21 protein-coding genes are annotated in these 24,124 nt (G+C 60.1%); 9 read left to right on the plus strand and 12 right to left on the minus strand.

All coding sequences use genetic code 11. The annotated features are described in order from the left end of the window. Positions 1-17 precede the first annotated feature (17 nt). A complete protein-coding gene (gene nfo, locus BHU62_RS08855) occupies positions 18-857 on the minus strand; it encodes a deoxyribonuclease IV (protein WP_073531574.1) in 840 nt (279 codons plus the stop codon). A gap of 98 nt (positions 858-955) precedes the next feature. After that, on the minus strand, positions 956-2,029 hold the full coding sequence (locus tag BHU62_RS08860) for a YeiH family putative sulfate export transporter (RefSeq protein WP_073531575.1): 1,074 nt from the start codon (positions 2,027-2,029) through the stop codon (positions 956-958). A 192-nt stretch (positions 2,030-2,221) separates the two neighbouring features. On the opposite strand from BHU62_RS08860, the gene BHU62_RS08865 reads away from it, so the two are divergent. The 3 genes from BHU62_RS08865 (at position 2,222) to BHU62_RS08875 (ending at position 5,090) form a co-directional block, all read left to right on the plus strand. After that, entirely contained in the window at positions 2,222-2,419 is a 198-nt protein-coding gene (locus BHU62_RS08865) for a hypothetical protein (protein ID WP_073531576.1), read from the plus strand. Between the two features lie 108 nt (positions 2,420-2,527). Further along, complete coding sequence (gene yieE / locus BHU62_RS08870; RefSeq protein ID WP_073531577.1) at positions 2,528-3,394, plus strand: DNA-binding transcriptional regulator YeiE; 867 nt, start codon at positions 2,528-2,530, stop codon at positions 3,392-3,394. 217 nt (positions 3,395-3,611) lie between these two features. Further along, on the plus strand, positions 3,612-5,090 hold the full coding sequence (locus tag BHU62_RS08875) for an amino acid permease (protein WP_073531578.1): 1,479 nt from the start codon (positions 3,612-3,614) through the stop codon (positions 5,088-5,090). A gap of 45 nt (positions 5,091-5,135) precedes the next feature. On the opposite strand, the gene BHU62_RS08880 is transcribed toward BHU62_RS08875, so the two are convergent. Next, positions 5,136-6,236, minus strand: a complete 1,101-nt coding sequence (locus tag BHU62_RS08880) for a GGDEF domain-containing protein (protein WP_073531579.1) — start codon at positions 6,234-6,236, stop codon at positions 5,136-5,138. A 363-nt stretch (positions 6,237-6,599) separates the two neighbouring features. Here BHU62_RS08880 and BHU62_RS08885 point away from each other — a divergent pair, with 363 nt between their 5' ends. Next, positions 6,600-7,682 (plus strand): FecCD family ABC transporter permease, encoded by a 1,083-nt coding sequence (locus tag BHU62_RS08885; RefSeq protein WP_073531580.1) that lies wholly within the window; start codon positions 6,600-6,602, stop codon positions 7,680-7,682. After that, positions 7,679-8,467 carry an ABC transporter ATP-binding protein gene (locus BHU62_RS08890; RefSeq protein ID WP_073531581.1) on the plus strand — a complete coding sequence of 263 codons (789 nt, stop codon included), beginning with the start codon at positions 7,679-7,681 and terminating at the stop codon, positions 8,465-8,467. Before BHU62_RS08885 ends, BHU62_RS08890 begins: the two co-directional genes overlap by 4 nt. Before the next feature lie 345 nt (positions 8,468-8,812). Here the strand turns inward: BHU62_RS08890 and BHU62_RS08895 are convergent, their stop codons facing one another. The 5 genes from BHU62_RS08895 to puuR form a co-directional block, all read right to left on the minus strand. After that, a complete protein-coding gene (locus BHU62_RS08895; protein WP_073531582.1) occupies positions 8,813-9,766 on the minus strand; it encodes a siderophore ABC transporter substrate-binding protein in 954 nt (317 codons plus the stop codon). A gap of 55 nt (positions 9,767-9,821) precedes the next feature. Then, the gene (locus BHU62_RS08900) at positions 9,822-11,810 is read right to left on the minus strand and encodes a ligand-gated channel protein (RefSeq protein ID WP_073531583.1); all 1,989 of its coding nucleotides are present in this window, start codon (positions 11,808-11,810) and stop codon (positions 9,822-9,824) included. Between the two features lie 242 nt (positions 11,811-12,052). Continuing rightward, on the minus strand, positions 12,053-13,048 hold the full coding sequence (locus BHU62_RS08905; protein WP_073531584.1) for an ABC transporter permease: 996 nt from the start codon (positions 13,046-13,048) through the stop codon (positions 12,053-12,055). Then, complete coding sequence (locus tag BHU62_RS08910; RefSeq protein WP_073531585.1) at positions 13,045-14,556, minus strand: sugar ABC transporter ATP-binding protein; 1,512 nt, start codon at positions 14,554-14,556, stop codon at positions 13,045-13,047. The genes BHU62_RS08905 and BHU62_RS08910 overlap by 4 nt, the downstream gene beginning before the upstream one ends. A gap of 156 nt (positions 14,557-14,712) precedes the next feature. Beyond that, on the minus strand, positions 14,713-15,270 hold the full coding sequence (gene puuR / locus BHU62_RS08915) for an HTH-type transcriptional regulator PuuR (RefSeq protein ID WP_055317221.1): 558 nt from the start codon (positions 15,268-15,270) through the stop codon (positions 14,713-14,715). 395 nt (positions 15,271-15,665) lie between these two features. On the opposite strand from puuR, the gene BHU62_RS08920 reads away from it, so the two are divergent. Together BHU62_RS08920 and BHU62_RS08930 are read left to right on the plus strand one after the other, a co-directional pair. Continuing rightward, positions 15,666-17,084, plus strand: a complete 1,419-nt coding sequence (locus BHU62_RS08920) for a glutamine synthetase family protein (RefSeq protein WP_073531586.1) — start codon at positions 15,666-15,668, stop codon at positions 17,082-17,084. Between the two features lie 535 nt (positions 17,085-17,619). After that, the gene (locus BHU62_RS08930) at positions 17,620-18,987 is read left to right on the plus strand and encodes an APC family permease (RefSeq protein ID WP_073531588.1); all 1,368 of its coding nucleotides are present in this window, start codon (positions 17,620-17,622) and stop codon (positions 18,985-18,987) included. A gap of 64 nt (positions 18,988-19,051) precedes the next feature. On the opposite strand, the gene sbcB is transcribed toward BHU62_RS08930, so the two are convergent. The 3 genes from sbcB to BHU62_RS08945 all read right to left on the minus strand — a co-directional run bounded on the left by sbcB (position 19,052) and on the right by BHU62_RS08945 (position 21,016). Beyond that, positions 19,052-20,479, minus strand: a complete 1,428-nt coding sequence (gene sbcB / locus BHU62_RS08935) for an exodeoxyribonuclease I (RefSeq protein ID WP_073531589.1) — start codon at positions 20,477-20,479, stop codon at positions 19,052-19,054. Between the two features lie 90 nt (positions 20,480-20,569). Then, entirely contained in the window at positions 20,570-20,758 is a 189-nt protein-coding gene (locus BHU62_RS08940; protein ID WP_073531590.1) for a DNA polymerase III subunit theta, read from the minus strand. A gap of 54 nt (positions 20,759-20,812) precedes the next feature. After that, the gene (locus BHU62_RS08945) at positions 20,813-21,016 is read right to left on the minus strand and encodes a hypothetical protein (protein ID WP_073531591.1); all 204 of its coding nucleotides are present in this window, start codon (positions 21,014-21,016) and stop codon (positions 20,813-20,815) included. 258 nt (positions 21,017-21,274) lie between these two features. On the opposite strand from BHU62_RS08945, the gene BHU62_RS08950 reads away from it, so the two are divergent. Then, entirely contained in the window at positions 21,275-22,384 is a 1,110-nt protein-coding gene (locus tag BHU62_RS08950; protein WP_073531592.1) for an SDR family oxidoreductase, read from the plus strand. 36 nt (positions 22,385-22,420) lie between these two features. Here the strand turns inward: BHU62_RS08950 and BHU62_RS08955 are convergent, their stop codons facing one another. Then, positions 22,421-23,167, minus strand: coding sequence for a helix-turn-helix transcriptional regulator (locus tag BHU62_RS08955; RefSeq protein WP_019453597.1), 747 nt, complete (start codon positions 23,165-23,167; stop codon positions 22,421-22,423). 176 nt (positions 23,168-23,343) lie between these two features. On the opposite strand from BHU62_RS08955, the gene BHU62_RS08960 reads away from it, so the two are divergent. Then, a complete protein-coding gene (locus tag BHU62_RS08960; protein ID WP_073531593.1) occupies positions 23,344-24,111 on the plus strand; it encodes an N-acetylmuramoyl-L-alanine amidase in 768 nt (255 codons plus the stop codon). The last annotated feature ends 13 nt before the right edge of the window (positions 24,112-24,124 follow it).

Below are 24,124 nucleotides of genomic sequence, written 5' to 3' on the forward strand. Positions count from 1 at the left end.
GGCGAGGCATTTACGCTTTACTGTTGCGCCTTCAGCCAGGCGATCTCTTCCGCCCAGATATCCGGGTTCACCGTCTCCAGAATCAGCGGGATGTTGTCGAAACGCGGATCGCGCATGATGTAGCTGAACACCGTTTTGCCGATGTTGCCTTCACCCAGGCTGTGGTGGCGGTCGACGCGGCTGTTGAATTCGCTTTTGGCGTCGTTCAGGTGCATGCCGCGCAGGTAGTTGAAGCCAACGATGTCGCCGAGCTGTTTAAAGGTGTGCTCGCAGGTTTCTTCGGTGCGCAGATCGTAACCGGCGGCGAAGGCGTGGCAGGTATCGATGCAGACGCCGACGCGGCTCTTGTCTTCCACGCCGTCGATGATCGCCGCCAGATGCTCGAACTTGAAGCCCAGATTGCTGCCCTGGCCGGCAGTGTTTTCGATCACCGCCGTTACGCCGGCGGTTTTATCCAGCGCGATGTTGATCGACTCTGCGATGCGCGCCAGGCACTTGTCTTCATCGATTTGCAACAGGTGGCTGCCCGGGTGGAAGTTCAGCAGCGTCAGCCCCAGCTGTTCGCAGCGTTGCAGCTCGTCGATGAACGCTTCGCGCGATTTTTCCAACGCGTCGGTCACCGGGTGGCCCAGGTTGATCAGGTAACTGTCGTGCGGCAGGATTTGCCCCGGCCCGAAGCCGTACTGCGCGCAGGCGCTCTTGAACTTATCGATCACGTCGGCGGCCAGCGGTGCGGCCTTCCATTGACGCTGATTTTTGGTGAACAGGGCGAACGCGGTCGCCTCCAATTCGTGCGCGCGGATAACCGCTTGATCCACGCCGCCTGACGCGCTGACATGTGCCCCGACAAACTTCATCTTCATTCTCCTGTGTTATCGGTGACATTATGGCATTGATGGCGGGCGGATTGAATGGCGGAAAAGAATCGGCCCGCTGAAGCGGGCCACCGAGGGGATCAGAGCAGGTGTTGCACCAGCTGGTTTATCGCGCCACCGCCGACCAGCAACCAGACGAACAGCAGCGTGGCCAGCAGAATCGGTTTCACCCCGGCCTGGCGCACGGCGCTGATGTGGGTGGTCAATCCCAGTGCCGCCATCGCCATCGCCAGCATCCAGGTGTCGGCGGTGATCAGGTGCCGTACCAGCGTGGCCGGCAGCAGGTTGAAGGAGTTCAGCCCGGCGACGGCGATAAACAGCACGGCGAACCACGGGATGGTGATGGCGGATTTTTCCGCCTTGCCGGCGTTGCCGCGGCTGATGTAGCCCGACAGCAGCAGCAGGAACGGCGCCAGCATCATCACGCGGATCATTTTGGCGATCACCGCGGCATTTTCGGCGTCAGGCCCGATGGCGTGCCCGGCGGCGACCACCTGAGCCACTTCGTGGATGGTGGAACCGGCGTAGATGCCGAAGGTTTCCTGGCTGAACGGCAGCCACTGGAAGTGTTCATTCAGCTGATACAGCCACGGGTAGGCGAAGATCGCCAGGGTGCCGAACACCACCACGGTCGAGACCGCCACCGCCACTTTGCTGGAATCGGCCTTCAGCACCGGCTCGGTGGCCATCACCGCCGCCGCGCCGCAGATGCTGCTGCCGGCGCCGATCAGCATCGCGGTCTGGCTGTCGATGCCGAACACTTTCTTGCCGAGCCAGCAGGCCAGCAGGAAGGTGGTGGTCAGGGTCAGCGCGTCGATGATGATGCCGCTGGCGCCCACGTCGGCGATCTGTTGAAAGGTCAGCCGGAAACCGTAAAGGATAATACCCAGGCGCAGCAGGCGCTGTTTGGCCAGCTGTACGCCGCTATGACAAGCGGTCTGCAGCCGGGGATACAGCGTGTTGCCCACCAGAATGCCGAGCAGGATTGCCAGCGTCAGCGCCCCCAGGCCCAGCTCCGCCACCCAGGGAATGTCGCCGGCCCAGACGGCCAGCGCGGTGAGCGCGCCGGTCAGCAGTAGCCCCGGCACCAGCCGCGGCAGGCCGAACAGCGGAAAGCGTCGCTCGGGATAAGTATGAGTGGTATCAGTCGCCATAAAGTCAGTCCTTCAGTCTGTTTCTTGCCGCTAAGAGTACGTTTGGGCTGAATAAAAGAGAAATTGATTATATATTTATAACCTATCTGAATAAGTGGTATTGGGTCAGGCATTGGCATCAGGCCGCATTGTGGCTAGGGTGAGGAGGAACGGCGAGCTGCCGTCAATTTTCCAACTGAACAGGAGCAGGCGATGGATACCGACGATCAACGCAGAGAGCAGGTCGATCAGGAAGTGGGGCGCGCGGTGCGACGTTTGATTGAAGAAAACAAAACGCTCGATCGCGACAATCTCGTGGCAATGCTGCGATTAATACTGCGAGACGAAACCGGCACGCCGCGCGAGGCGGTGCTGGCCGCCGCGTCGCAGCTGGTCGCTTTGGGCAAGTAGCGCGCCGCTCTAGGCCACAAACGGGGCAGCCTTTGCCGGGCTGCCCACGCATTGTTGACATCATGTTGTGGTTCTCTTGCAGGACCCTCTTTCAATACCGGGACGGCTATGCATATCACGTTGCGTCAACTGGAAGTCTTCACCGAAGTGCTGAAAAGCGGTTCGACCACTCAGGCCTCGGTGGTGCTGGCGCTGTCGCAGTCGGCGGTCAGCGCGGCGCTGGCGGATCTGGAGGGGCAGCTGGGCGTGCAGCTGTTTGACCGCGTCGGCAAACGGCTGGTGATCAACGAGCACGGCCGGTTGTTGTATCCCAAGGCGCTGGCGCTGTTGGAACAGGCGGGGGAGATCGAGCAGCTGTTTCGCCATGACGGTGGGGCGTTGCGCATCGCCGCCAGCAGCACCATCGGCAACTATATGCTGCCGGAGATGATCGCCCGCTATCGCCGGGACTTTCCGGCTGCGCCGCTGGAGCTGAACGTCGGCAACAGCCAGGACGTGATCGTGGCGGTGGCGGATTTCCGCGTCGATCTGGGGCTGATCGAAGGGCCTTGCCATATGCCGGAGCTGGTGACCCAGCCGTGGCTGGAGGATGAGCTGGTGGTGTTCGCCGCGCCCGACAACCCGCTGACCCGGCAGCCGCCGACGTTGGCGGCATTGGCCGATGCGCCGTGGATCCTGCGCGAACGCGGCTCGGGCACCCGCGAGGTGTTGGATCACCTGCTGTTGGCGCACCTGCCGCATTTCCAGCTGGTGATGGAGCTGGGCAACTCGGAGGCGATCAAACACGCGGTGCGGCACGGCATCGGCATCAGCTGCTTGTCGCGGCGAGTGGTGGCTGAACAATTGGCCAGCGGCGCGTTGGTGGAACTGCCGGTACCGCTGGCGCCGCTGCGGCGCACTCTGTACCTGATTCGCCATCGCCAAAAGCACGTCTCCAACGCGTTACAGCGTTTTCTCAGCTATTGCGCCCTGTAACCGCCGTCGCGCAAATTCCTCTGTCGCCGCGCAGGCCGGCAAAAGCATAAAAACCTGCGCGCGCTCACATTAATGAGAGTAAGTAAGGCCATAAGGGCCGCGGCTAATAATTGCCTCTGAATTATGAAGCTATCTTATATCAGTGCAATGTTGCTAGTTCACCGGCGGGTATTTGTTACAATCCGCCCTCATTTTTCAAAGAGCAGATAGGGTACGAATGGCTCAGCAGGATATAAAAACATCGGGGCAGCAAGCACCCGGATTGCGCCGCGAGCTGAAAGCCCGGCATTTGACCATGATCGCCATCGGCGGCTCCATCGGCACCGGCCTGTTCGTCGCCTCGGGGGCCACGGTTTCTCAGGCTGGCCCCGGCGGGGCGCTGCTGTCTTACGCCTTGATCGGTTTGATGGTGTACTTCCTGATGACCAGCCTGGGCGAACTGGCGGCCTTTATGCCGGTTTCCGGTTCATTCTCCACCTACGGCGCCAAATACGTGGAAGAAGGCTTCGGCTTCGCGCTGGGCTGGAACTACTGGTACAACTGGGCGGTGACCATCGCCGTTGACCTGGTGGCCTCACAGTTGGTGATGAACTACTGGTTCCCGGACACCCCCGGCTGGATCTGGAGCGCGCTGTTCCTCGGCCTGATGTTCCTGCTGAACTACATTTCGGTGAAAGGGTTCGGCGAGGCAGAATACTGGTTCGCGCTGATCAAAGTCAGCACCGTGATTATCTTCATCGCCGTCGGCGTGTTGATGATTGTCGGCATACTGAAGGGCGGTGAGCACGCCGGTTGGCAAAACTGGACGGTGGGCGACGCGCCGTTCGCCGGCGGCTTCTCGGCGATGATCGGCGTGGCGATGATCGTCGGCTTCTCGTTCCAGGGCACTGAACTGATCGGCATCGCGGCCGGCGAATCGGAAAACCCGGGTAAAAACATCCCGCGTGCGGTGCGTCAGGTGTTCTGGCGTATCCTGCTGTTCTATATCTTCGCCATTCTGATCATCAGCCTGATCATCCCTTATACCGATCCGAGCCTGCTGCGCAACGACGTGAAAGACATCAGCGTCAGCCCGTTCACCCTGGTGTTCCAACATGCCGGGCTGCTGTCGGCGGCGGCGGTGATGAACGCGGTGATTCTGACGGCGGTGCTGTCTGCCGGTAACTCGGGCATGTACGCCTCCACCCGCATGCTGTATACCCTGGCTGCGGAAGGCAAGGCACCGCGCATCTTCGCCAAGCTGTCGAAAGGCGGCGTGCCGCGCAATGCGCTGTACGCGACCTGCGTGGTGGCCGGGCTGTGCTTCCTGACCTCGATGTTCGGCAACCAGTCGGTTTACCTGTGGCTGCTGAATACCTCCGGCATGACCGGCTTCATCGCCTGGTTGGGCATCGCCATCAGCCATTATCGCTTCCGTCGCGGTTACATGCTGCAGGGGCGCGATCTGAATGACTTGCCGTACCGTTCCGGGTTCTTCCCGCTGGGGCCGATCTTCGCCTTCGTGCTGTGCCTGATCATTACCCTGGGCCAGAACTACCAGGCCTTCCTGCAAGACAAGATCGATTGGTACGGCGTGACCGCGACCTATATCGGCATTCCGCTGTTCCTGCTGATCTGGTTCGGTTACAAGCTGTCGCGCGGCACTCGTGTCGTGAAGTACAGCGAAATGGAATTCCCGAAGATGAACGTGAAGTAATTTTCGGTGCATGACGCGCGGCGGGGATCCCCGCCGCGTTTGGTTTTACTTTCTCCCGCCTTTCGCTTCCGCCAGCGCCTGCTGCGCCGAGCTCATCAAGCCGTCCACCGTCGCGTAATCCTGCGTCAGCGCCAGAATGCCGGCGTTAAGCTGCATGTTCACCTCGCCGAACGCGCCAAAATCGTAGGGCGCCTCCAACGGCGGCACAATGCGCGCCAGGAATTCGCTTTCCGCGCCGTAAGGCAGATCGTGCACCAGAATCAAAAACAGGCCGCCGGTATAACGGCAGACGTAGTCGCTGGGGCGGATCAGCGTCTTGAGACGCACGCCGACGGTACGCAGCACGTCGTCGCCGATCTGGACGCCGTGGCTTTGGTAGAGCGCCGCCAGCGGGCCGAACTCAAGAATGAACAGGTGGGAGATCGGTTGCGCCGTGCCGGGGCGACAGATGTCGCGCATCACCGCCTCGCCGCCCGCGCGGTTGAGGAAGCCGGTCAGGCGATCGCGGTGGGACGCCTGCTGTTTTTCCCAGGCCAGCGTGACGCGTTGCACCAGTTGGCGGTGGTAGCGAACGATGATGCCGTGCGCCAGCACCAGCCACAGCGGCGCGAGGTCGGCGAGGAGAAACAGGTTTTGCACGCGCGACAGCGGCGCTGCCAGCAGGTAGGGCAAGGTCAGCGCGATGACCTCCAACAGCGCAAAGCGTGGGGCGGCGGCGTGGCGCTGCATCAGCCAGCAGGCCAGGGCGGTCACCGTCAGCCCGGCGAACAGAATCAGCACGAAACGGCCCGACAGCATCGCCAGAGCGGCGCTGGCGCCGACCAGCACCGCCCACAGCAACACCATCACCAGCATGGCGTTCGGCCAGGTGGGTTGACGCCGGCGCGCCAGCCAGCCGCGCCCGGCGGTCAGCAGCAGCAACAACAGCAATAGGCCGATGCCGAGCAGCCGCTGGTTCAGCCAGGCGTAACCGACCAACAGCGCCGCCGGCGCCGCGGCGTTCAGCCAGGGCGTGAGCGGAGAGGGGGTCAGCGTGAGCCGCAGCTGGCGTTGAAACGGCTCGTCATCGGCATGCAGCGGGCTGTGCAACAGCCAGTTCAGCAGAGCCGGGCGTTTGGGCGTTATCGCCGGAGATGGACTTCTCATTACAGCCTCGTCAATAAGGCCGCCCTTGCGGCGGCCTGAAAGTTTTTTGCACGCGCGGTGCTTTGGTTTTGGATTCTATGTGGTTTTTTCATCATTTGTCAGAGTCTGGTCGGATCAGGAATAATTTTCAGAATAATGAACCTAATGGCCGTTAACGAGAGAAAAGCGACGGGCTGAAAAATGGCGAGTAAAAACAAATTATTACATTTTGACAACGCCGTTTTTACCTATAGATATGATTGATAAGTATTATCGTTTGCTTTATTGTTAACGGCTGCGCGCAGGCTGTCGCCGCGCACTTTCCGGTTTACGGCGGGCGTTTTCGCGCCGCTGTCATGATGGTTGTAACAGGTATCCTAACTAATGAGCGTATCCACCGATCCCATGACTGAAGCCAAGGGGCAATCCGACGCCGGCGTGATGGGGCGTTATCAGCATATTCTTCGCCATCGCCTGTTGATGATGGGCGTGTTGGCATTGGCGATCATGGGGTCGCTGCTGCTGGACTTCACCATGGGGCCGTCTGGCCTGTCGCTGTCCTCTTTGTGGCAAACGTTGCTCGATCCCGCCGCGGCCGATGCCGGTACGCGGGTGATCGTCTGGGACATCCGCCTGCCCTATGCGCTGATGGCGGTGGTGGTGGGCTTTGCGCTCGGCCTGGCCGGTGCGGAAATGCAAACCATCCTGAATAACCCGTTGGCCAGCCCCTTTACTCTCGGCGTGTCTTCCGCCGCGGCGTTCGGCGCCGCGTTGGCAATCGTTCTGGGCATCGGCATTCCGGGCATTCCCGATCAGTGGTTTATCTCCGCCAACGCCTTTATCTTCGCGCTGTTCGCCGCGCTGATGCTGGACGGTATCACGCGCTGGACGCGGGTCGCCACCTCCGGTGTGGTGCTGTTCGGCATCGCGCTGGTGTTTACCTTCAACGCACTGGTGTCGATGATGCAGTTCATCGCCAGCGAGGACACGCTGCAAGGGCTGGTGTTCTGGACGATGGGCAGCCTGGCGCGCGCCTCGTGGGACAAACTGGGTATCCTGTTCGGGGTATTCGCCGTACTGCTGCCGCTGTCGATGATGAGCTCGTGGAAACTGACCGCGCTGCGTCTGGGTGAAGACCGGGCGGTGAGCTTCGGCATCGACGTGCGCCGTCTGCGGCTGGCCACGCTGCTGCGCATCAGCATTCTTTCCGCGCTGGCGGTGGCGTTCGTCGGGCCGATCGGCTTTATCGGCCTGGTGGCGCCGCACATCGCCCGCATGATCTTCGGCGAAGATCACCGCTTCTATCTGCCGGCCAGCGCGCTGATCGGCGCGTTGGTGCTGTCGATGGCCTCGGTGGCGTCGAAGAATTTGGTGCCCGGTGTGATCATCCCGGTGGGTATCGTCACGTCGCTGGTCGGGGTGCCGTTCTTCCTGAGTATTATTTTGCGTCACCGGGGGAACGTATGAGCCAGGGCTTGCGGATAGAAAATTTCTCGGCGGGTTACCCGAAACGCCAGGTGATCGCCGATCTCTCGGTGCCGATGCTGCCGCGCGGGCAAATCACCGTGTTGCTGGGGCCGAACGGCAGCGGAAAATCGACGCTGCTGCGCTCGCTGGCCGGGCTGAACCCGGCGCAGGGCAAGCTGTGGCTGGACGACGGCGATCTGATGCAGATGCCGTTCGCCCGCCGGGCGGAGAAAGTGGTGTATCTGCCGCAGTCGCTGCCAGCCGGGGTGCATCTGCACGTGCTGGAATCGATCATCGTGGCGCAGCGCGCCTCGGGCGGCCGCAGCAACGCCGGCAGCGAAGCGGAAGTGATGGCCCTGCTGGAACAGTTGGGCATCGCCCATCTGGCGCTGAGCTATCTCGATCAGCTGTCCGGCGGCCAGAAACAGCTGGTGGGGTTGGCGCAGTCGCTGATCCGTCAACCGTCGCTGCTGCTGTTGGATGAGCCGCTGAGCGCGCTCGATCTCAACTATCAGTTCCACGTGATGGATTTGGTGCGCCGCGAAACCCGCAAGCGCAATATCGTGACGGTGGTGGTGGTACACGACATCAACATCGCGCTGCGCCACGGCGACCACGTGCTGATGCTGCAGGATGGCGATCTGATCGCCGACGGCGCGCCGGAGCAGGTGATTACGCCGCAGAGCCTGGCGCGGGTCTATGGCGTGCGCGGGCGCATCGAGCGCTGTTCGCAGGGTTCGCCGCAGGTGTTGATAGACGGCCTGGTGAATCAGCCGACCATTTAACCCAAGAAAAAGCCCGGCATGGCCGTAATGCTTGTCAGTTAGCTTTTTTCTGAAGATGTCGGTGATGTTTTCGGTCGATAAAAGTGAGATGCTCCATGAGACTCATGCGCCTCGACCGAGCAAGGGAGCGTAGGTGCGATCCCTTGCAACCTGTGCCTTTGCCAACGTTACTCAGCCCATCCCTGGACCTCGCCCCTTCGGGGCCCCTCCAATTGCCGTTCATCGGAGTTGCAGAGAAATTCGGGATATTTACGGCAATTTCTTCTGCACTGAACGTACAGAGACCGGATAAAAAAATGCCAGTCAGGCTTAGCTGACCAGCATTGCGGCATCGCCGGGCTTTTTTTATCGCGCAGCGTGGTTCAAGGCCTCACTCACGCGTTCGACGACGTGCTGGGCGGTGACGATGCCGCCGGACAGATAAACTTCGGCCGCCGGTAGGTAAACCACCTGGCCTTTTTTCACCGCCGCGGTCTTCTTCAGCGCGGTGGTGGTGAGAACCTTCTGCGGCGCTACCGCGTTCGGCCGCCCAGTCGCCGCATCGCGATCGATGATGAACAGCCAGTCCGGGTTCAGCTTGGCCACTTGTTCAGGCGTCAGCTTGTTGCCGCGCACGTCTTTTTCGTCGGACTGCAGTGCGGACGAGAAGCCGAGGGTGTCATAGACGAAGCTGAAACGGCTTTTGGGGGCGTAGGCGCTGATTTTGCCGCCGGAGAACAGTACCACCAGCCCGCGCCCGGCCTGGGCGGCCTGCGGTTTGACCGCTGCGATCTGCGCATCCAGCTTATCTACCGCCGCCTGCGCCTGCTGCTGTTTATCGAACAGCTCGCCCAGCTGCAGAGTACGCTGTTTCAGGCTGCCCAACTGATCCTGCTGATCGACGGACATATTCAGCGTTGGTGCCAGCGCGTTCAGCTCGTCATAGGCTTTGGATGCGCGGCCGGCGATCAGGATCAGATCCGGTTTGGCGGCGCGCAGCACGGCCATATTCGGCTCGAACAGGGTACCGGCATTGAGGTATTTGTCGTCCTGATAGCGCTTCAGGCTATCCGGCAAATTCTTGCGGTTGCCGGGCAGCGCCAGCGGCTCGACGCCCAACAGCTGCAGCGTTTCCAGCGAAGCGTAATCCAGCACGACGATGCGCTGCGGGTGTTTCTTCACCTCGGTGCTGCCGTTCAGGTGCTGGACGTTGACCGTCACCGGCGTCTGGGCTATCGGCGTGTCGGTTTTGCTATGGCAACCCGCCAGCGCCATAGCGGCCAGCAGGGCGATCATCAGGGGGGATCGGCGTAATGTCATGGGGCTTCCTCAGTGTGATGGAATCAAAAGGGCGCGCAGCGCGCGCCCAGGGGCATCAGAAGTTGTAGGTCATGCCGACGGTGTAACGGCGGCCGTCCAGCGTGGTGCGGTAGTGGTCATAATCCACGGTTTTGTCGAGGATGTTGTAGACCCCGCCGGTCAGCTGCAGGTTCTTCGCCGCCTGATAGCTCAGGCCGGCATCGACGAAGGTGTAGGACGGCGTGCTGGTCTCCATCGAGGTGCGGCTCAGATAGTCTGAGGTGCGGCTGCGGAAGTTGACGCGCGACCACAGGCTGAGGTCTTGCGTGGCCTGCCAGTCCAGCACGGTGTTCAGCATGTGCTTCGGCATCTGGTTGAGCGCTTTACCCTGGAACTCGCCGCTCTTCTGCTCGGAGGCGGTGTAGGTATAGTTGGTGTTCCACTTCCAGTCTTTATTGATCTGCCAGCCGAAGGTGGCTTCTACGCCGCGCATATTGGCTTTGTCGACGTTGACGCGATCGCTGATAAAGTCATAGACATCGTTGCCGATCTTGCAGTCCGGCGTGTCTTCGCAGCGGCGCACTTCGGTGATCTTGTTTTTGAAATCGGTGTTGAAGACCGTCACGCCGGCGTTGACGCCTTTCAGGTTGTCCCACATCAGGCCGATCTCTTCGCTCAGGCTCTTCTCTGGCTGCAGATCCGGGTTGCCGACGATAATGCCGTTACGCACGCCGCCGCCGGTGACCTGGCCCCAGCTGGCGGAGGATTGGCGCAGATCCGGCGAACGGTAGCCGGCGGACACGCCGCCTTTCATCGTCCACTGCTCGGTCAGGTGCCACACGCCGTACATGCGCGGCGACCAGTGGCTGCCGAAGTTCTGATCGCGGTCCATACGGATGCCGCTGGTCAGGCTGAAGTCGTTGGTCAGCGCCCATTCGTCTTCGGCGAACAGCGCCCAGCTCCAGCGCGTCAGCTGGTTGACGTCTTTTGCCGAGCTGAGCTGGTTGCCGCTGTCGCCCAGTTTTTCGTAGCGGTACTGGCCGCCGAGGTTCAGCATGTGGGAGCCCAGCTCGAACTGGTTCTGGGTGTTGAAGATGGTGTTGTACATCTTCATCTTGCGCCCCGGGTTATTGGTCTCTTCCCGCTGAACGTAGCTGGTGGAGTTGCCGAAGTCGTAATAACCGTTGTGGGTCAGTGAGTAGTTGGTGCGCGTGTAGAGATCTTCGCCGCGAGAGGTCGGCTTGCACTTGCCTTTGCTGCAGCGTTCCGTCACCACCGATTTGCCCGGCGTGCTGTTACGATCCTGCAGCGAGCGACCGATTTCGAAGTCGAATTCGTTTTTCTCGTCCGGCGTCAGCGTGAACACCGCGGTGCCGCTGCGCATACGTTGTTCGTTGTAACCGTTGGCGATTTTATCTTCGGCGCGGCGCGACAGCAGGCCGTTGACCCGCAGGCCAAGCAGGCCTTCAATCAGCGGGCCGGCCGCGTAGGCGTTGGTCTGGAACAGATCGCCGGAGTCGCGGTTTTCCTGAAGGGTGGCGTCGCCGTGCAGCGAGCCTTTCCACTCGGTGCGGGAGGTCTTGCGGGTGATGACGTTGATGACGCCGCCCATGGCGTCGGAACCGTACAGCGAAGACATCGGCCCGCGCACCACTTCGATGCGCTCGATGGCTTCCATCGGCGGCAGCCAGCCCTGTTCGATGCCGGCGTTGTCGCTGTTCGGACGGGTACCGCGGGTGTCAACGCGTTTGCCGTCCACCAGGATCAGCGTGTACTTGGAGGACATGCCGCGGATGCTGATGTCGCTGCTGCTGGCGCCGCCGGTGACGACAACGCCCGGCACGTCTTTCAGCGCGTCGGTGACGTCGCGGTAAGCTTTATCTTCGATTTGCTGGCGTGGGATCACCGAGATGGAGGCGGCGGAATCCTGAATTTTTTGCTGGAAGCCGGAGGCGGTGACGACCATGGTGTCCTGGGCGCTGTCCTGCGGCGCGGCCAGTGCGGCGGTGGCGCTGAAGGAGGCGATCACCAAGGCGGCGAGTTTGCTGTAACGTGGCGTTTCCATGAGGTAAACCTTTCCTGGTTTGAAGTGAAAGTAATTAACCAACTGAATTTCTAATGAAATTATTCATAGTTCGCTGAGAAATTCATCGCTTCGTCAGCGTTGCGTGAGGCTATTGTAAGGATTTTTTACTGAATGTAAACGCTAATGATAATTCATATCATTTGTATGCTGGTTTGAGTGGCGGGAAAGGTAACCGGATGAATTAAAGGGAAAAGCGGCGCAACGAGCGTGCGCCGAAGGGATTAACGTTTTTGGATGTAGGTGATGGCCAGCGCCAGCGCCAACACCAGGCCTTTGATAATGTCCATGGCGTAGTAGGGGACCGACAGCATCACCAGGCCGTTTTGCAGCACGCCGAGGATCACCGCGCCGATCAGGGTGCCGAGCGCATTGGGTTTGCCGGCGCCGGCCAGGGAGAAGCCGATATAGGCCGCCGCCACCGCATCCATCAGATAGCCGCTGCCGGCGTTGACCTGCGAAGAGCCGATACGTGACGCCAGCAAGATGCCGCCAAGCGCCGCCAGCCAAGCAGAAATGACGTAAGCGGCAACCCTGTAACGCACGGTGCGGATACCCGACAGGCGCGCGGCCTCGGGGTTGCCGCCGATGGCATACATGCGGCGGCCATGCTTGGTCAGCGACAGGAACAGCTGCACCGCTACGGTGACCGCCAGCATGATCAGCACGATCACCGGCACCTGGCCGAGGGCGGAAAACACCTCCGGGATCAGGCCTTCAGCCATGTCGCCATTCGGCAGCACCATGTTTTGGGTGATGGAACCGCCGTAGCTGTAGGTCATCGCCACGCCCTGGATCACGAACAGGCTGGCCAGCGTCGCCAGCATATCGGGGATTTTGAACACCACGATCAGCAGGGCGTTGAACAGGCCGACCAGCGTGCACAGCAGCAGCGTCACCACGATGGCGCCGGTGGTGCCGAACCCGTGCCAGACGAACAGCGAAATCACCAGCGCGTTGGCCAGCGAGGCGGTCGAGCCGACCGACAGATCGAAACCGCCGACCGACAGCGAAATCGACACACCGATGGCGATCACCGTCACGATGGCGATCGAGCGCAGGATATTGATGATGTTGCTGGCATCGAGAAAGTTGTCCGACGCCAGGCCAAACAGGGCGATCAACGCCGCGACGGTCAGCAGCATGCCCCATTTGTAGAGGAAATCGAACAGCTGTTGACGCCAGGGCAGCGCAGGCCGCAGGGCTAATTCTTTACTCACGCAGGGGTTCCTCCGGTGGAATAGAGCAATAAGGTGTCTTCGTCGATATCGGCGGCGTTCAGCTCCGCCACGATGCGGCCGTCCCACAACACGCAGATGCGATCGCACAGGCCGATCAGCTCGGCGAACTCGCCGGAGGCGTAAATCACGCCTTTGCCGGCGCGCGCCAGGCCGTCGATCAGGCTGAACAGCTCCTGTTTGGCCTTGATGTCCACGCTCTTGGTCGGTTCGTCAAAGATCAGCACTTCGGCGTCGCCGCGCAGCCATTTGCCGATCGCCACTTTTTGCTGGTTGCCGCCGGACAGGCGCGCTAACCGCTGTTGCGGGCCCGAGGCGCGAATGTTCAGGCGCTGCATGACTTCGCGCGCCCAGCGCAGCTCCTGCCGCCGGCTGAACAGGCTCCAGCGCGAGAAGCTGTCGTCGGCGCTGACGCTCAGGTTCATCGGGATCGCCTCATCGATAAAAATGCCTTCTTTACGGCGTTCTTCCGGCACCAGCGCCAGCCCCTGTTCGACTGACAGGTGCGGCGCGCGTGGCGCCCAGGGCTGCCCGCGCAGTTCGCCACGCTCAAGTTGCGCGGCGCTGGCGCCGAATAGCGCCTTGCACAGCTCGGTTTTGCCGGCTCCAGCCAGCCCGGCGATGCCGAGGATCTCACCCTCATGCAGCCGCAGCGAAACGTCGCGCAGCTTGTGGCGATCGTGCAAACCCTGCACCTGCAACAGCGTTCGCTCGGCGTGCGGCGGGCGCGGCGGCGGGAAAATGTCGTCCAGCCGATGGCCGAGCATCTTCTCGACGATCTGCTCGCCGCTCAGCCCGCGCATGGCGTCTTCGCTGACGCGGCGGCCGTCGCGCAGCACCGTCAGCCGATCGCAAATGTCGCTCAGTTCGTGGATGCGGTGGGAAATAAAGACGATGCCGATGCCTTCGTATTGCAGGCGACGCACCACGTTAAACAGGCGTTCGCTCTCGGCGCGATCGAGCGGCGCAGTCGGCTCGTCGAGCACCAGAAAACGGCAGCGGTGTGACAGCGCGCGCGCCAGCAGCACCTGCTGTTTTTCCGCCAGCGTGCAGTCCGCCATGCGCCTGCGCGGGTTGAGCGGCAGTGCCAATTGCTGCAACAGCTGCGCGGCGCGGCGATGCAGTTCCGCCCAGTTCAACCAATGGCCCGGCTCGTTCAGCCAGTCCAGCATGATGTTTTCCGCCACCGACAGCGTGGGGATCAGCGCGACGTCGACCTCTTGCTGCACCACGTGAATGCCGTGGCGGCGTGCCTGCAGCGGGGAATGGATATTCACCGCACGGCCGTCGATCAGGATCTCGCCGCGGTAGTGGTCGTGGGCGCCAGAAAGGATCGCCATCAGCGTCGACTTGCCTGCGCCGTTGGCGCCGACCAGCGCATGGGTTGAGCCGCCGCGCAGCGTGAAGTTCACGTCTTGCAGCGCGTTGAAGCCGGCGAAGGCGATCGAGATATTGCGCATCTCGAGGCATGAAGGCGTTACGGTTGACATAGCGTATCGAGGCCGTTTAGATGTTTAGATGGCTGTTTTGCTCTGTTGTAACACAGATTGCGCCGTTGGCAACCAACAAAATGGCATAACGGCGATGAAAAAAGCGTTGGCGGGCAGGGCGCAACCCGCGTCAGGCTGCGCCGGAACGATAAGTGGTCAGAAGGTGGTGGGCGTGTGTGCGCTGACGATGCGGCAGATGCGCGCCGAGGTATTGCTGAAGCTGTGTGGAATGCCGGTGTTGATGGCGTAGCTCTGGCCGGCGCTCAGGCAGTAGCTTTGGCCGTTGATGGTCAGCACGATCTCGCCTTCCAGCAGGGTGCCGATCTCTTCGCCCTGATGCTTGATCTTTTCACCGGTGGTGGTGCCGGGCTGGTAGGTTTCCAGCATCATCGCCAGGTTGCGCGTCGGGCTGCCGTTGTGCACCAGTTTCATCGACACCCCCTGGCTGCCGATCTCAATCAGGTCCTCGGCGTCGATCACCACGCGCGGCTCGTCGGCGGCTTCCGGTTCGGCAAAGAATTCCGACAGCGACAGGCCATATACCTTCAGCAGCTTTTGCAGCGTGCTGATGGCCGGGCTGACCTTGTCCTGTTCGATGGTGCTGATCGCACTGTGGGTTAACCCGGACAGTTCGGCGACCCGGCGCTGCGACAAACCCAACTGCTGACGGATCTGCGACAGGCGTTTGCCCGGTGCCAAGCTGGCTTCGCTCATAGCGGTACTTCCTTCTGGTAGGGGCGACAGGCAGAAATGAATATCGGTATCGGACGCCTGCCCGGGCGATAACGATGCTGCATGATATCGGTAGTTAGGGCGGCTTTGGAAAATATATTGCCCATGTTCACCCTCGGTGCGGCGGAAGAAATACTTGACGTGAAAATGGCGGCAAGGCCTTTTCGGTCAATATTTTATCAATTTAGCAGCCGCTGGCGAATAATCAAACAGGATTGTAACATTTGCAAACCATTTGTGTTAAGGCTATGTTTCATATTGTGGATGTTATTTTGAGCGCCCAACGGCGGCGCGGCCTGGCAAGAAATCCAATCCTGTGTTGAATCGAACGGCGAACGGGCGCCAACGCGCCTTCAGAGCATAATGGCGGGTGACGTATGCAAACCAATAGCGCAGCAGTTGAACATTTTGCACAGCATCATGAAGAGAGGCGAAGTAGCGCGTTCCAAAATGAGGTTGCTCATTATTTGGAACGCCATCCCGCCACGCAGTATGTCGATATCCTTCTCACCGATCTCAATGGTTCCTTCCGCGGCAAGCGTATACCCGTCTCAGGGTTGAAAAAACTGGAAAAAGGCAGCTATTTCCCAGCGTCAGTGTTCGCCATGGACATCCTCGGCAATGTGGTGGAGGAGACCGGCCTTGGGCAGGAGCTCGGGGAGCCGGACCGTATCTGCCTGCCGGTGCCCGGCTCGCTGACGCCCTCGGCTGCCGATCCGCAGCATATCGGCCAGGTGCTGCTGACCATGCTGGATGAAGATGGCACTCCCTTTGACGTTGAACCCCGCAATGTGCTGAACCGCGTGTGGCAGGCGCTGCGCAAGCGCGGCTTGTTCCCGGTGGCAGCGGTAGAGCTGGAGTTTTATCTCATCGATCGGCAGCGGGACGCGGAAGGCGACCTGCAGCCGCCGTGTGCGCCCGGCACCCAGGAGCGCAACACCCAGAGCCAGGTGTACTCCGTCGATAACCTGAATCACTTCGCCGAGGTGCTGAACGACATCGACGCGTTGGCGCAGCTGCAGGGGTTACCGGCGGACGGCGCGGTGGCGGAGGCGTCGCCGGGGCAGTTCGAGGTCAACCTGCGCCATACCGACGACGTCTTGCTGGCCTGCGACCACGCGCTGGCGCTGAAACGGTTGGTGCGGCTGGTGGCCGAGAGCCACGACATGCACGCCACCTTTATGGCCAAACCCTATGAAGATTACGCCGGCAGCGGCATGCATGTACATGTCAGCATGCAGGACGGCGCGGGCAATAACCTGTTCGCCGACGCCGCAGGCGAAGATTCGCCGCTGATGAAGCAGGCGTTGGCGGGGATGATCACCCTGATGCCGGCGTCGATGGCGCTGCTGGCGCCGAATGTCAACGCCTATCGCCGTTTCCAGCCGGGGATGTATGTGCCGGTCCAGGCCTCCTGGGGCCACAACAACCGCACCGTGGCGCTGCGCATTCCCTGCGGCGAACCGGAGAACCACCGGGTGGAGTACCGCGTGGCCGGTGCCGACGCCAATCCCTACCTGGTGATGGCGACGATCCTGGCCGGCATGCTGTACGGGCTGGACAACGCGCTGCCGCTGCCCGAACCGGTGACCGGCAACGGGCTGGAACAGGAGGGGCTGCCGCTGCCGATCCGCCAGAGTGACGCGCTGTACGAATTCGAGCATCAGCATGCGCTGACGCACTACCTCGGCGAACGTTTCACCCACGTCTATCACGCCTGCAAGACCGATGAACTGCTGCAATTCGAGCGGCGGGTGACGGAAACCGAGATCGACTGGATGTTGAAAAATGCCTGAATGGGCGTATAAAGTAAGAGGTATGTGCGGGAGACTGGCCTGCCGGTAGCGGATTAATTCGCCCGCCGGGCTGGTTTTCCGTTCGATCGACAAAAAGAATTTGTATTTGAGGGCTTCCGGATCTTGTCATCCGGAGGCATTCTGGTGCAAAATATCTCAAATGCAGATAGCCGACGTTTTGAAAGCGTCGGTTATTTTTTTTGCATTAAGTTTTACCAACGTAGCGTTTCATACACCAAGCGAGGCCGGACACCGATCCGGATAGATAAATAGTTTCGTGCGCGATCAAACAAAACTTTATGGTCGTGACTCATGAGGATAAGAAAGATGGGGCAATTTTTCACTTTAGCACCGGTGCCCGCCGGTTTCCGCTGTGGCCGCAGCGACTATGGAGCAGCCGAGGCTTCCTCGACCCGCTATCCAGCTTACAATCCCCTTCTTTTAGAATTAAGTCGCTCGTTGCGAAGTTTCCCCGCAACCTTAAGTCTTGGCGTGTCCGCCATCCGCAAGGCTCAAGGTAAGGGGGGGCTGAACAATGTCCGATAACGCCATCAACGCCGCTCCGGCTCAACGCACTCAGCTGCGTAAAACCCTGACGTTAGTTCCGGTAGTGATGATGGGCCTGGCTTATCTGCAGCCAATGACCATCTTCGATACCTTCGGCATCGTATCCGGCCTGACCGATGGTCACGTCGCGACCGCGTACGCCTTCGCTCTGCTGGCGATCCTGTTTACCGCCCTGAGCTACGGCAAGCTGGTGAAGAAGTTCCCTTCCGCCGGTTCCGCCTACACTTACGCCCAGAAAGCCATCAGCCCGCACGTCGGCTTTATGGTGGGCTGGTCATCGCTGCTGGACTACCTGTTCATGCCGATGATCAACATTTTGCTGGCCAAGATTTACCTGGAAGCGATCTTCCCGGGCGTGCCGTCCTGGATCTTCGTGGCGGTGCTGGTCGGGTTGATGACGATTTTCAACCTGCGCGGCATCAAACTGGTGGCTAACCTGAACTCCATCATCGTGGTGGTGCAGGTGGCGATCATGATCGTGTTCCTCGGCCTGGTGATCAACGGTATTTACCACGGCGAAGGTGCCGGTACGCTGGTCAGCAGCCGCCCGTTCTGGTCCGATAATGCTCACGTGGTGCCGATGATTACCGGTGCGACCATCCTGTGCTTTTCGTTCCTGGGCTTCGACGGCATCAGCTCGCTGTCCGAAGAGACCAAAGACGCGGAAAAAGTGATCCCGAAAGCCATCTTCCTGACGGCGCTGATCGGCGGCATCATCTTTATCGTGGTGTCTTACTTCGTGCAGCTGTACTTCCCGGACATCTCGCGCTTCAAGGATCCTGACGCGTCGCAGCCTGAAATCATGCTGTACGTGGCGGGCAAGTTCTTCCAGTCGGTGATCCTGGTGTTCTCCTGCGTGACGGTATTGGCGTCAGGTATGGCGGCGCACGCGGGCGTTTCGCGTCTGATGTACGTGATGGGCCGCGACGGCGTGTTCCCGACCCGTTTCTTCGGCTATGTGCATCCGAAGTGGCGTACCCCGGCGCTGAACGTGCTGCTGGTTGGCGCCATCGCGCTGTCCGCGGTGTCGTTTGACCTGGTGACCGCGACCGCGCTGATCAACTTCGGTGCGCTGGTGGCCTTCACCTTCGTCAACCTGTCGGTGATTTCGCAGTTCTATATTCGCGACAAGATGAACCGCACCGTGAAGGACACGTTCAACTACCTGATCCTGCCGGTGATGGGCGCATTGACCGTCGGCGCACTGTGGATCAACCTGGAAGCCAGCTCGATGACGCTGGGCCTGGTTTGGGCGACCATCGGCCTGATCTACCTGGCCGTCGTGACCCGCAGCTTCCGTCTGCCGGTGCCGCAAGCGAGCGAAGACGCCGCCTAAGCGCGAGCCGTCTCCTCAGCCATAAAAAAGGCCGCATTCGCGGCCTTTTTCTTTGCTGCGGGTTTTACCCCACCAACTCCTTGCCGTAATCGAACAGCGCTTTTAGCAGGGCGGTCTTCTCTTTGTCACCTTCGTGCAGGTTATACAGCGCTTCCAACTGCAGCAGATAATTTTGCACGCGCTCCGCGCTCAAGGCTTCCTGGCGGTGTTGCAGCCAGCGGCGCTGCTCGGCGTCGTCCAGCGTATTCGGGTAGTTGCGTGCGCGGAAGCGGAACAGCAGCTCTTTCATACGGCCGTCGTTGAAGGCCAGATCCAGCGCCGGCAGATTTTGCGGCTTGGTCTGCTGGATGATTTTCATCGCCGCCTTGTCGGCCTCGCTGAAGAAGCCGTCGTACAGCCGGGCGTCGACGTCGTCGGAACCTTTGAACGGTTCGGCTTCGGCGAACAGCGCCACCACTTTCTCGCGTACTTCCGGATGTTGTTTCAGCAGCTGCAGGTTTTGCAGACAGGCCTGACGATCGATGCCCAGCCGTTCGGCGTTCTCCGGCAGCAGAGTTTTGGCCGGCGCCAGCACCGGGCATTTGTTGATGTGCACCAGCTTGATCGGCACCGGCGCCTGATCCGGCGCCAGATCGTCGCGGCGGGTGTACAGCCGTTCCCGCAGTTGGTCGGCGCTCAGCGTCAGCAGTGGCGTCATGTCGCCGGCCAGATCGCACATGATCACCGCGTTCTTGTTGTCCGGGTGCCAGGCCAGCGGCGACACCCAGTTGGTGTTGCCGCGCGCCGCGCCGAACATGCCGGAGACGTGCACCAGCGGCGTCATCTCGGCGACGTCGATCAAGGCGTTCAGCTTATGCTTGTTGCGGTGCTGCAACAGGAAATCAAACAGCCGCGGCTGCGCCTGTTTGACCAGCTTGGCCATGGCGATGGTGGCGTAAACGTCCGACATCGCGTCGTGGGCCTGAGTGTGCTCGACGCCGTTGGCGCGGGTCAGGTGTTCGAGGCGGAAGCTGGGGAAGCCGTCCTCGTTTTCCGGCCAGACGATGCCGTCCGGGCGCAGAGCGTAGCAGGCACGCATCACATCCAGCAGATCCCAACGCGAGTTGCCGTTCTGCCAACTGTAGGCATAGGGATCGTAGAAGTTGCGGTAGAGAATATTGCGGCTCACTTCGTCGTCGAAGCGAATGTTGTTGTAACCGAGAATACAGGTGCCGGCCACGCTGAAGGCCTGGTGGATTTGGCGGGTGAACTCGGCTTCATTGACCCCTTTGGCGCGCGCCAGTTGCGGTGTGATGCCGGTGATCATCACCGCTTCAGGCTCCGGCAGGTAGTCGTCGGCCGGGGCGCAGTAGATGACCAGCGGCTCTTCGATAATGTTGAAATCCATATCGGTGCGCACGCCGGCGAACTGCGCCGGGCGATCCAGCGACGGGCTCTTGCCGAAGGTTTCGTAATCGTGAATATAAAATGTGGCCGTTGCCTTGCTGCTCAAAATCGCGTCTCTTCAGTGGCGGATACAATATGCCCCTATTGTAACGGCGCAATGAGCGATGCCAAGCGGCGGTTAGCGAAATGCGCGCAATTACGCACGGCGATAATAATCCAGTCGTTGATGAAAGTAGGGAAGCAGGTGGTCGGGGATCTGTTGTTCTGTTTCCGCCTGGGTTGAGGCGATACCATAGCGCTCGTTGTAGATCACGCTGATGGCCAGCAAATCGGTTTCTATTTTCTCGCGTTGCGCTTGCGGTAAGCTATCCAGCTTTCGAACCATCGTTATCTCCCTGTTGACCTTAGGGCATAATAGGATCGTTAACGGATATTGTCCCTACCCATTCCGGGGGGCGGTCAGCGCCTGAGCGCTTTGTTGCGCGTTAGGTGCCTGGCCGTGGCGGGCGGCGAACTCGCTTTTTTGGTGGGGCGCATTGGGGCGTTCCGCCTTATACAGTGAACTGGCGCCGCCGATCACCGCCGCCCAAAACAGGCCGCACAGTAGCACAACCCCCAACCAGGCTTTTTGGTTATAGGTCATAAGTCCTCCACGGACGCTAAGAGAAATAACATTGACGGTTAAATTAAATCAGCCGCTACATCAATGGTATTTAAACCGTGGGGCTTAAGCACAATGCGGGCGCGACTCTTTTGTTACCAAATACACGCGGGATGTTTCAAAACATTCCTTAAGATAATATTAAGAAAAACGGGGAAGGGCGCCGTAATTCTATTTAATATTTGTTTAATTATCCGCAGATACAATCTTCCACATTCAATACCAATGTGGGTGACAATTATGAAAACGCTACTGTTGACCGGCGCTACCGGCTTTCTCGGTGGTGCAGTTCTTGAGAAGTTATTGATTGAAAATCAGTCTATTAATTATCTTTTACTGGTGCGTGGCGATGATGCGCAGCAAGGGTTGGCCCGTATTCGCGCGAATATGGAAAAGTTTAATATCGATGCGAACCTGCTGTCTAAAATCACGATAGAAAATATATTGTTGGGTGACCTTTCCGAGCCGGCCGACTTTTTAACTGACGCACGTATTAACAATGTCACGCACGTTATTAACTGTGCAGCCGTTGCTTCATTTGGTAATAACCCGCTCATTTGGAAGGTCAATGTAGAAGGCACCCTGGCCTTTGCCGAAAGAATGGCGCAGGTGCCGGGATTAAAACGCTTCCTGCACGTCGGTACCGCCATGTCCTGCTCGCCGGAGCCGGGTTCGCTGGTGGCGGAGAGCGGCGAGTTCGAGGAAGACGCCGATCACCTGGTGGAATATACGCGTTCCAAATCCACCATCGAACAGCTGATGCGCCAGCGTTGCCCGCAGCTGCCGCTGACCATCGCCCGTCCGTCGATCGTGGTGGGGCACACTCGCCTGGGTTGCCAGCCTTCCAGCAGCATTTTCTGGGTGTTCGGTATGGCGCTGATGCTGCGCAAGTTCATGTGCTCGCTGCAGGACAATATCGACGTGATCCCGGCGGACTACTGTGCGGATGCGTTGGTGATGTTGATGAACAGCGAAACGCTGGAGAACGACGTTTATCACATCTCCGCCGGCCTGGAGAGCAGCGTCAGCTTTGCCGAAATTGACAACGCCATGGCGGCGGCCCTGGAGAAGGCGCCGGTGGGTGATGAGTATGCGCAGGTGACCTATGACGCGCTGGTGAAAATGCGCCGGCAGCTGAAAGACATTTTCGGCCCGTGCAACGAGCGGCTGATGCTGAAGGCGATGCGCCTGTATGGATCGTTCGCCATGCTCAACGTGCGTTTCAGCAACGAGAAGATCCTCAAGCTGGGCATGCCTAAACCGCCGCGCTTCACCGATTACATCGCCGGTTGCGTGCAGTCTACCCGCGGGCTGTCGATCCAGCAGCAGATGGTGGTGGACTTCAAATAACCGCCGGGCGCAGCGGGCGCCCGACGTTGTTGCCCGTTACCAGGACGAAGACGACCAGAACACGCGGCCGAGTACCACCAGTTGCTCTTTGCGCTGCTGATAGCTGAGATGCTCGTCCTGATACTCTTCCCGGTTGAGGGAACGGATGATGACGCCGCCGTCCGGCTGCTCGATCAGCACCTTCACCCGCAGCAAATTGCCGTGGCGGATGGCGTAGGTCTTGCCCTCGCGGATGCGCGTGTCGTCGGTGTTGATGCCGACCACGTCGCCGTCCTGCAGGCGCGGTTCCATGCTGGAGCCGGAGATGCGGATGATGCGCGCGGCGTTGACCGCCACCCCCATCTTGTGCAGATAGTAACGGCGGAAGATCAGCGAAAACTCCTCGCGATCGACGATTTCGTAGCAGCCGTCGCCGGCGGAAAAATCAATATCCAGCAGCGGGATCTCCACAAACTCTTCCTTGTCTTGTTCGGTATCTTCCCATACCACCGGTTTCAAACGGGCGGGCTGGAAGTCCGACTCCGCCGCCACGTTGTCAAACGGGCGCACCAGCTGCTTTTCATGAAACACGTCGAACCAGCCCTTGGGCAAATTCAGCCTGGCCTCGATCCGCCTGGCCAGATTGTCGCCAAGATTGCGTGAGGATTTTTCCCCGATGATTTGGCTCAGCGTGGGCGCGGAAGACTCAACCAGCGTGGCGAATTCATTCTGGTTGACGCCTTGCCGGGCGTAGCGGGCCATCAATTCGCGCAGATTGTTGCGCCTGATTTCTTTAGTTTCCATCGTTCAATGATCGCACTCTTTAGCAAAAAGGTAAATAACGGTTTTGCTAAAAATCGCTTGCGCATAATTTAGCAATTAGCTAAAACAAAAAGAGTGGGCCGAAGGTTCACCTGTGCGGGGCGGCCTGTCATGATGAGGGGCCGCTCAGTGAAATCAAACGAGAGAGGGACTTTACGATGTACAAGATTGATTACAATAGCTACCGATCGGTCGCCAGCTTCGGCCACCGCGTGCGCTTTCTGGTGCTGCACTACACGGCGCAAAACTTCGCCGACTCCGTGCAGTCGTTGACCGGAAAATCGGTCAGCGCGCACTATCTGGTGCCGGATCCGACCGACGCCACCTATCAGGCCGCCGGCTTCAGCGGCGTGCGTATTTTCAACCTGGTGGACGAAAACGAGCGTGCCTGGCATGCCGGCACCAGCCAATGGGGCACTCGCAGCAATATCAACGACACGTCAATTGGTATCGAGACCGTTAATCTGGCGAGCGGCGACGGCGAAGACATCACCTTCCCGCCGTTCAACCCGCAGCAGATCGAGGCGGTCATCCAACTGGCGCAGAACATCCTGCAGCGCTATCCGGACATCTCGCCGGTGAACGTGGTGGCGCACTCCGACATCGCGCCGGGCCGCAAGAGCGATCCGGGCCCGCTGTTCCCGTGGCGGCAGCTGTATCAGGCCGGCGTCGGCGCCTGGTATGACGAAGCGACCAAGCAGCAGCGCCAGCAGGAATACTGCCGCCAGGGGCTGCCGGCGCAGGCCGAGCTGCTGAAACTGTTCGCCCAATACGGCTACGACACCTCGGCGGCGAACACCGCGGAAGGCTATCGCCAGCTGGTGCGTGCGTTCCAGCTGCACTTCCGCCAGCAGAAGTATGACGGCGTGATGGATGTTGAAACCGCCGCTGTCCTGCACGCGCTGGTCGACAAGTACGCAGCCTGAGCCTGACGGCGAA

Origin of the sequence: Serratia marcescens (assembly GCF_001902635.1) — a bacterium.
GTDB lineage: Bacteria > Pseudomonadota > Gammaproteobacteria > Enterobacterales > Enterobacteriaceae > Serratia > Serratia marcescens_F.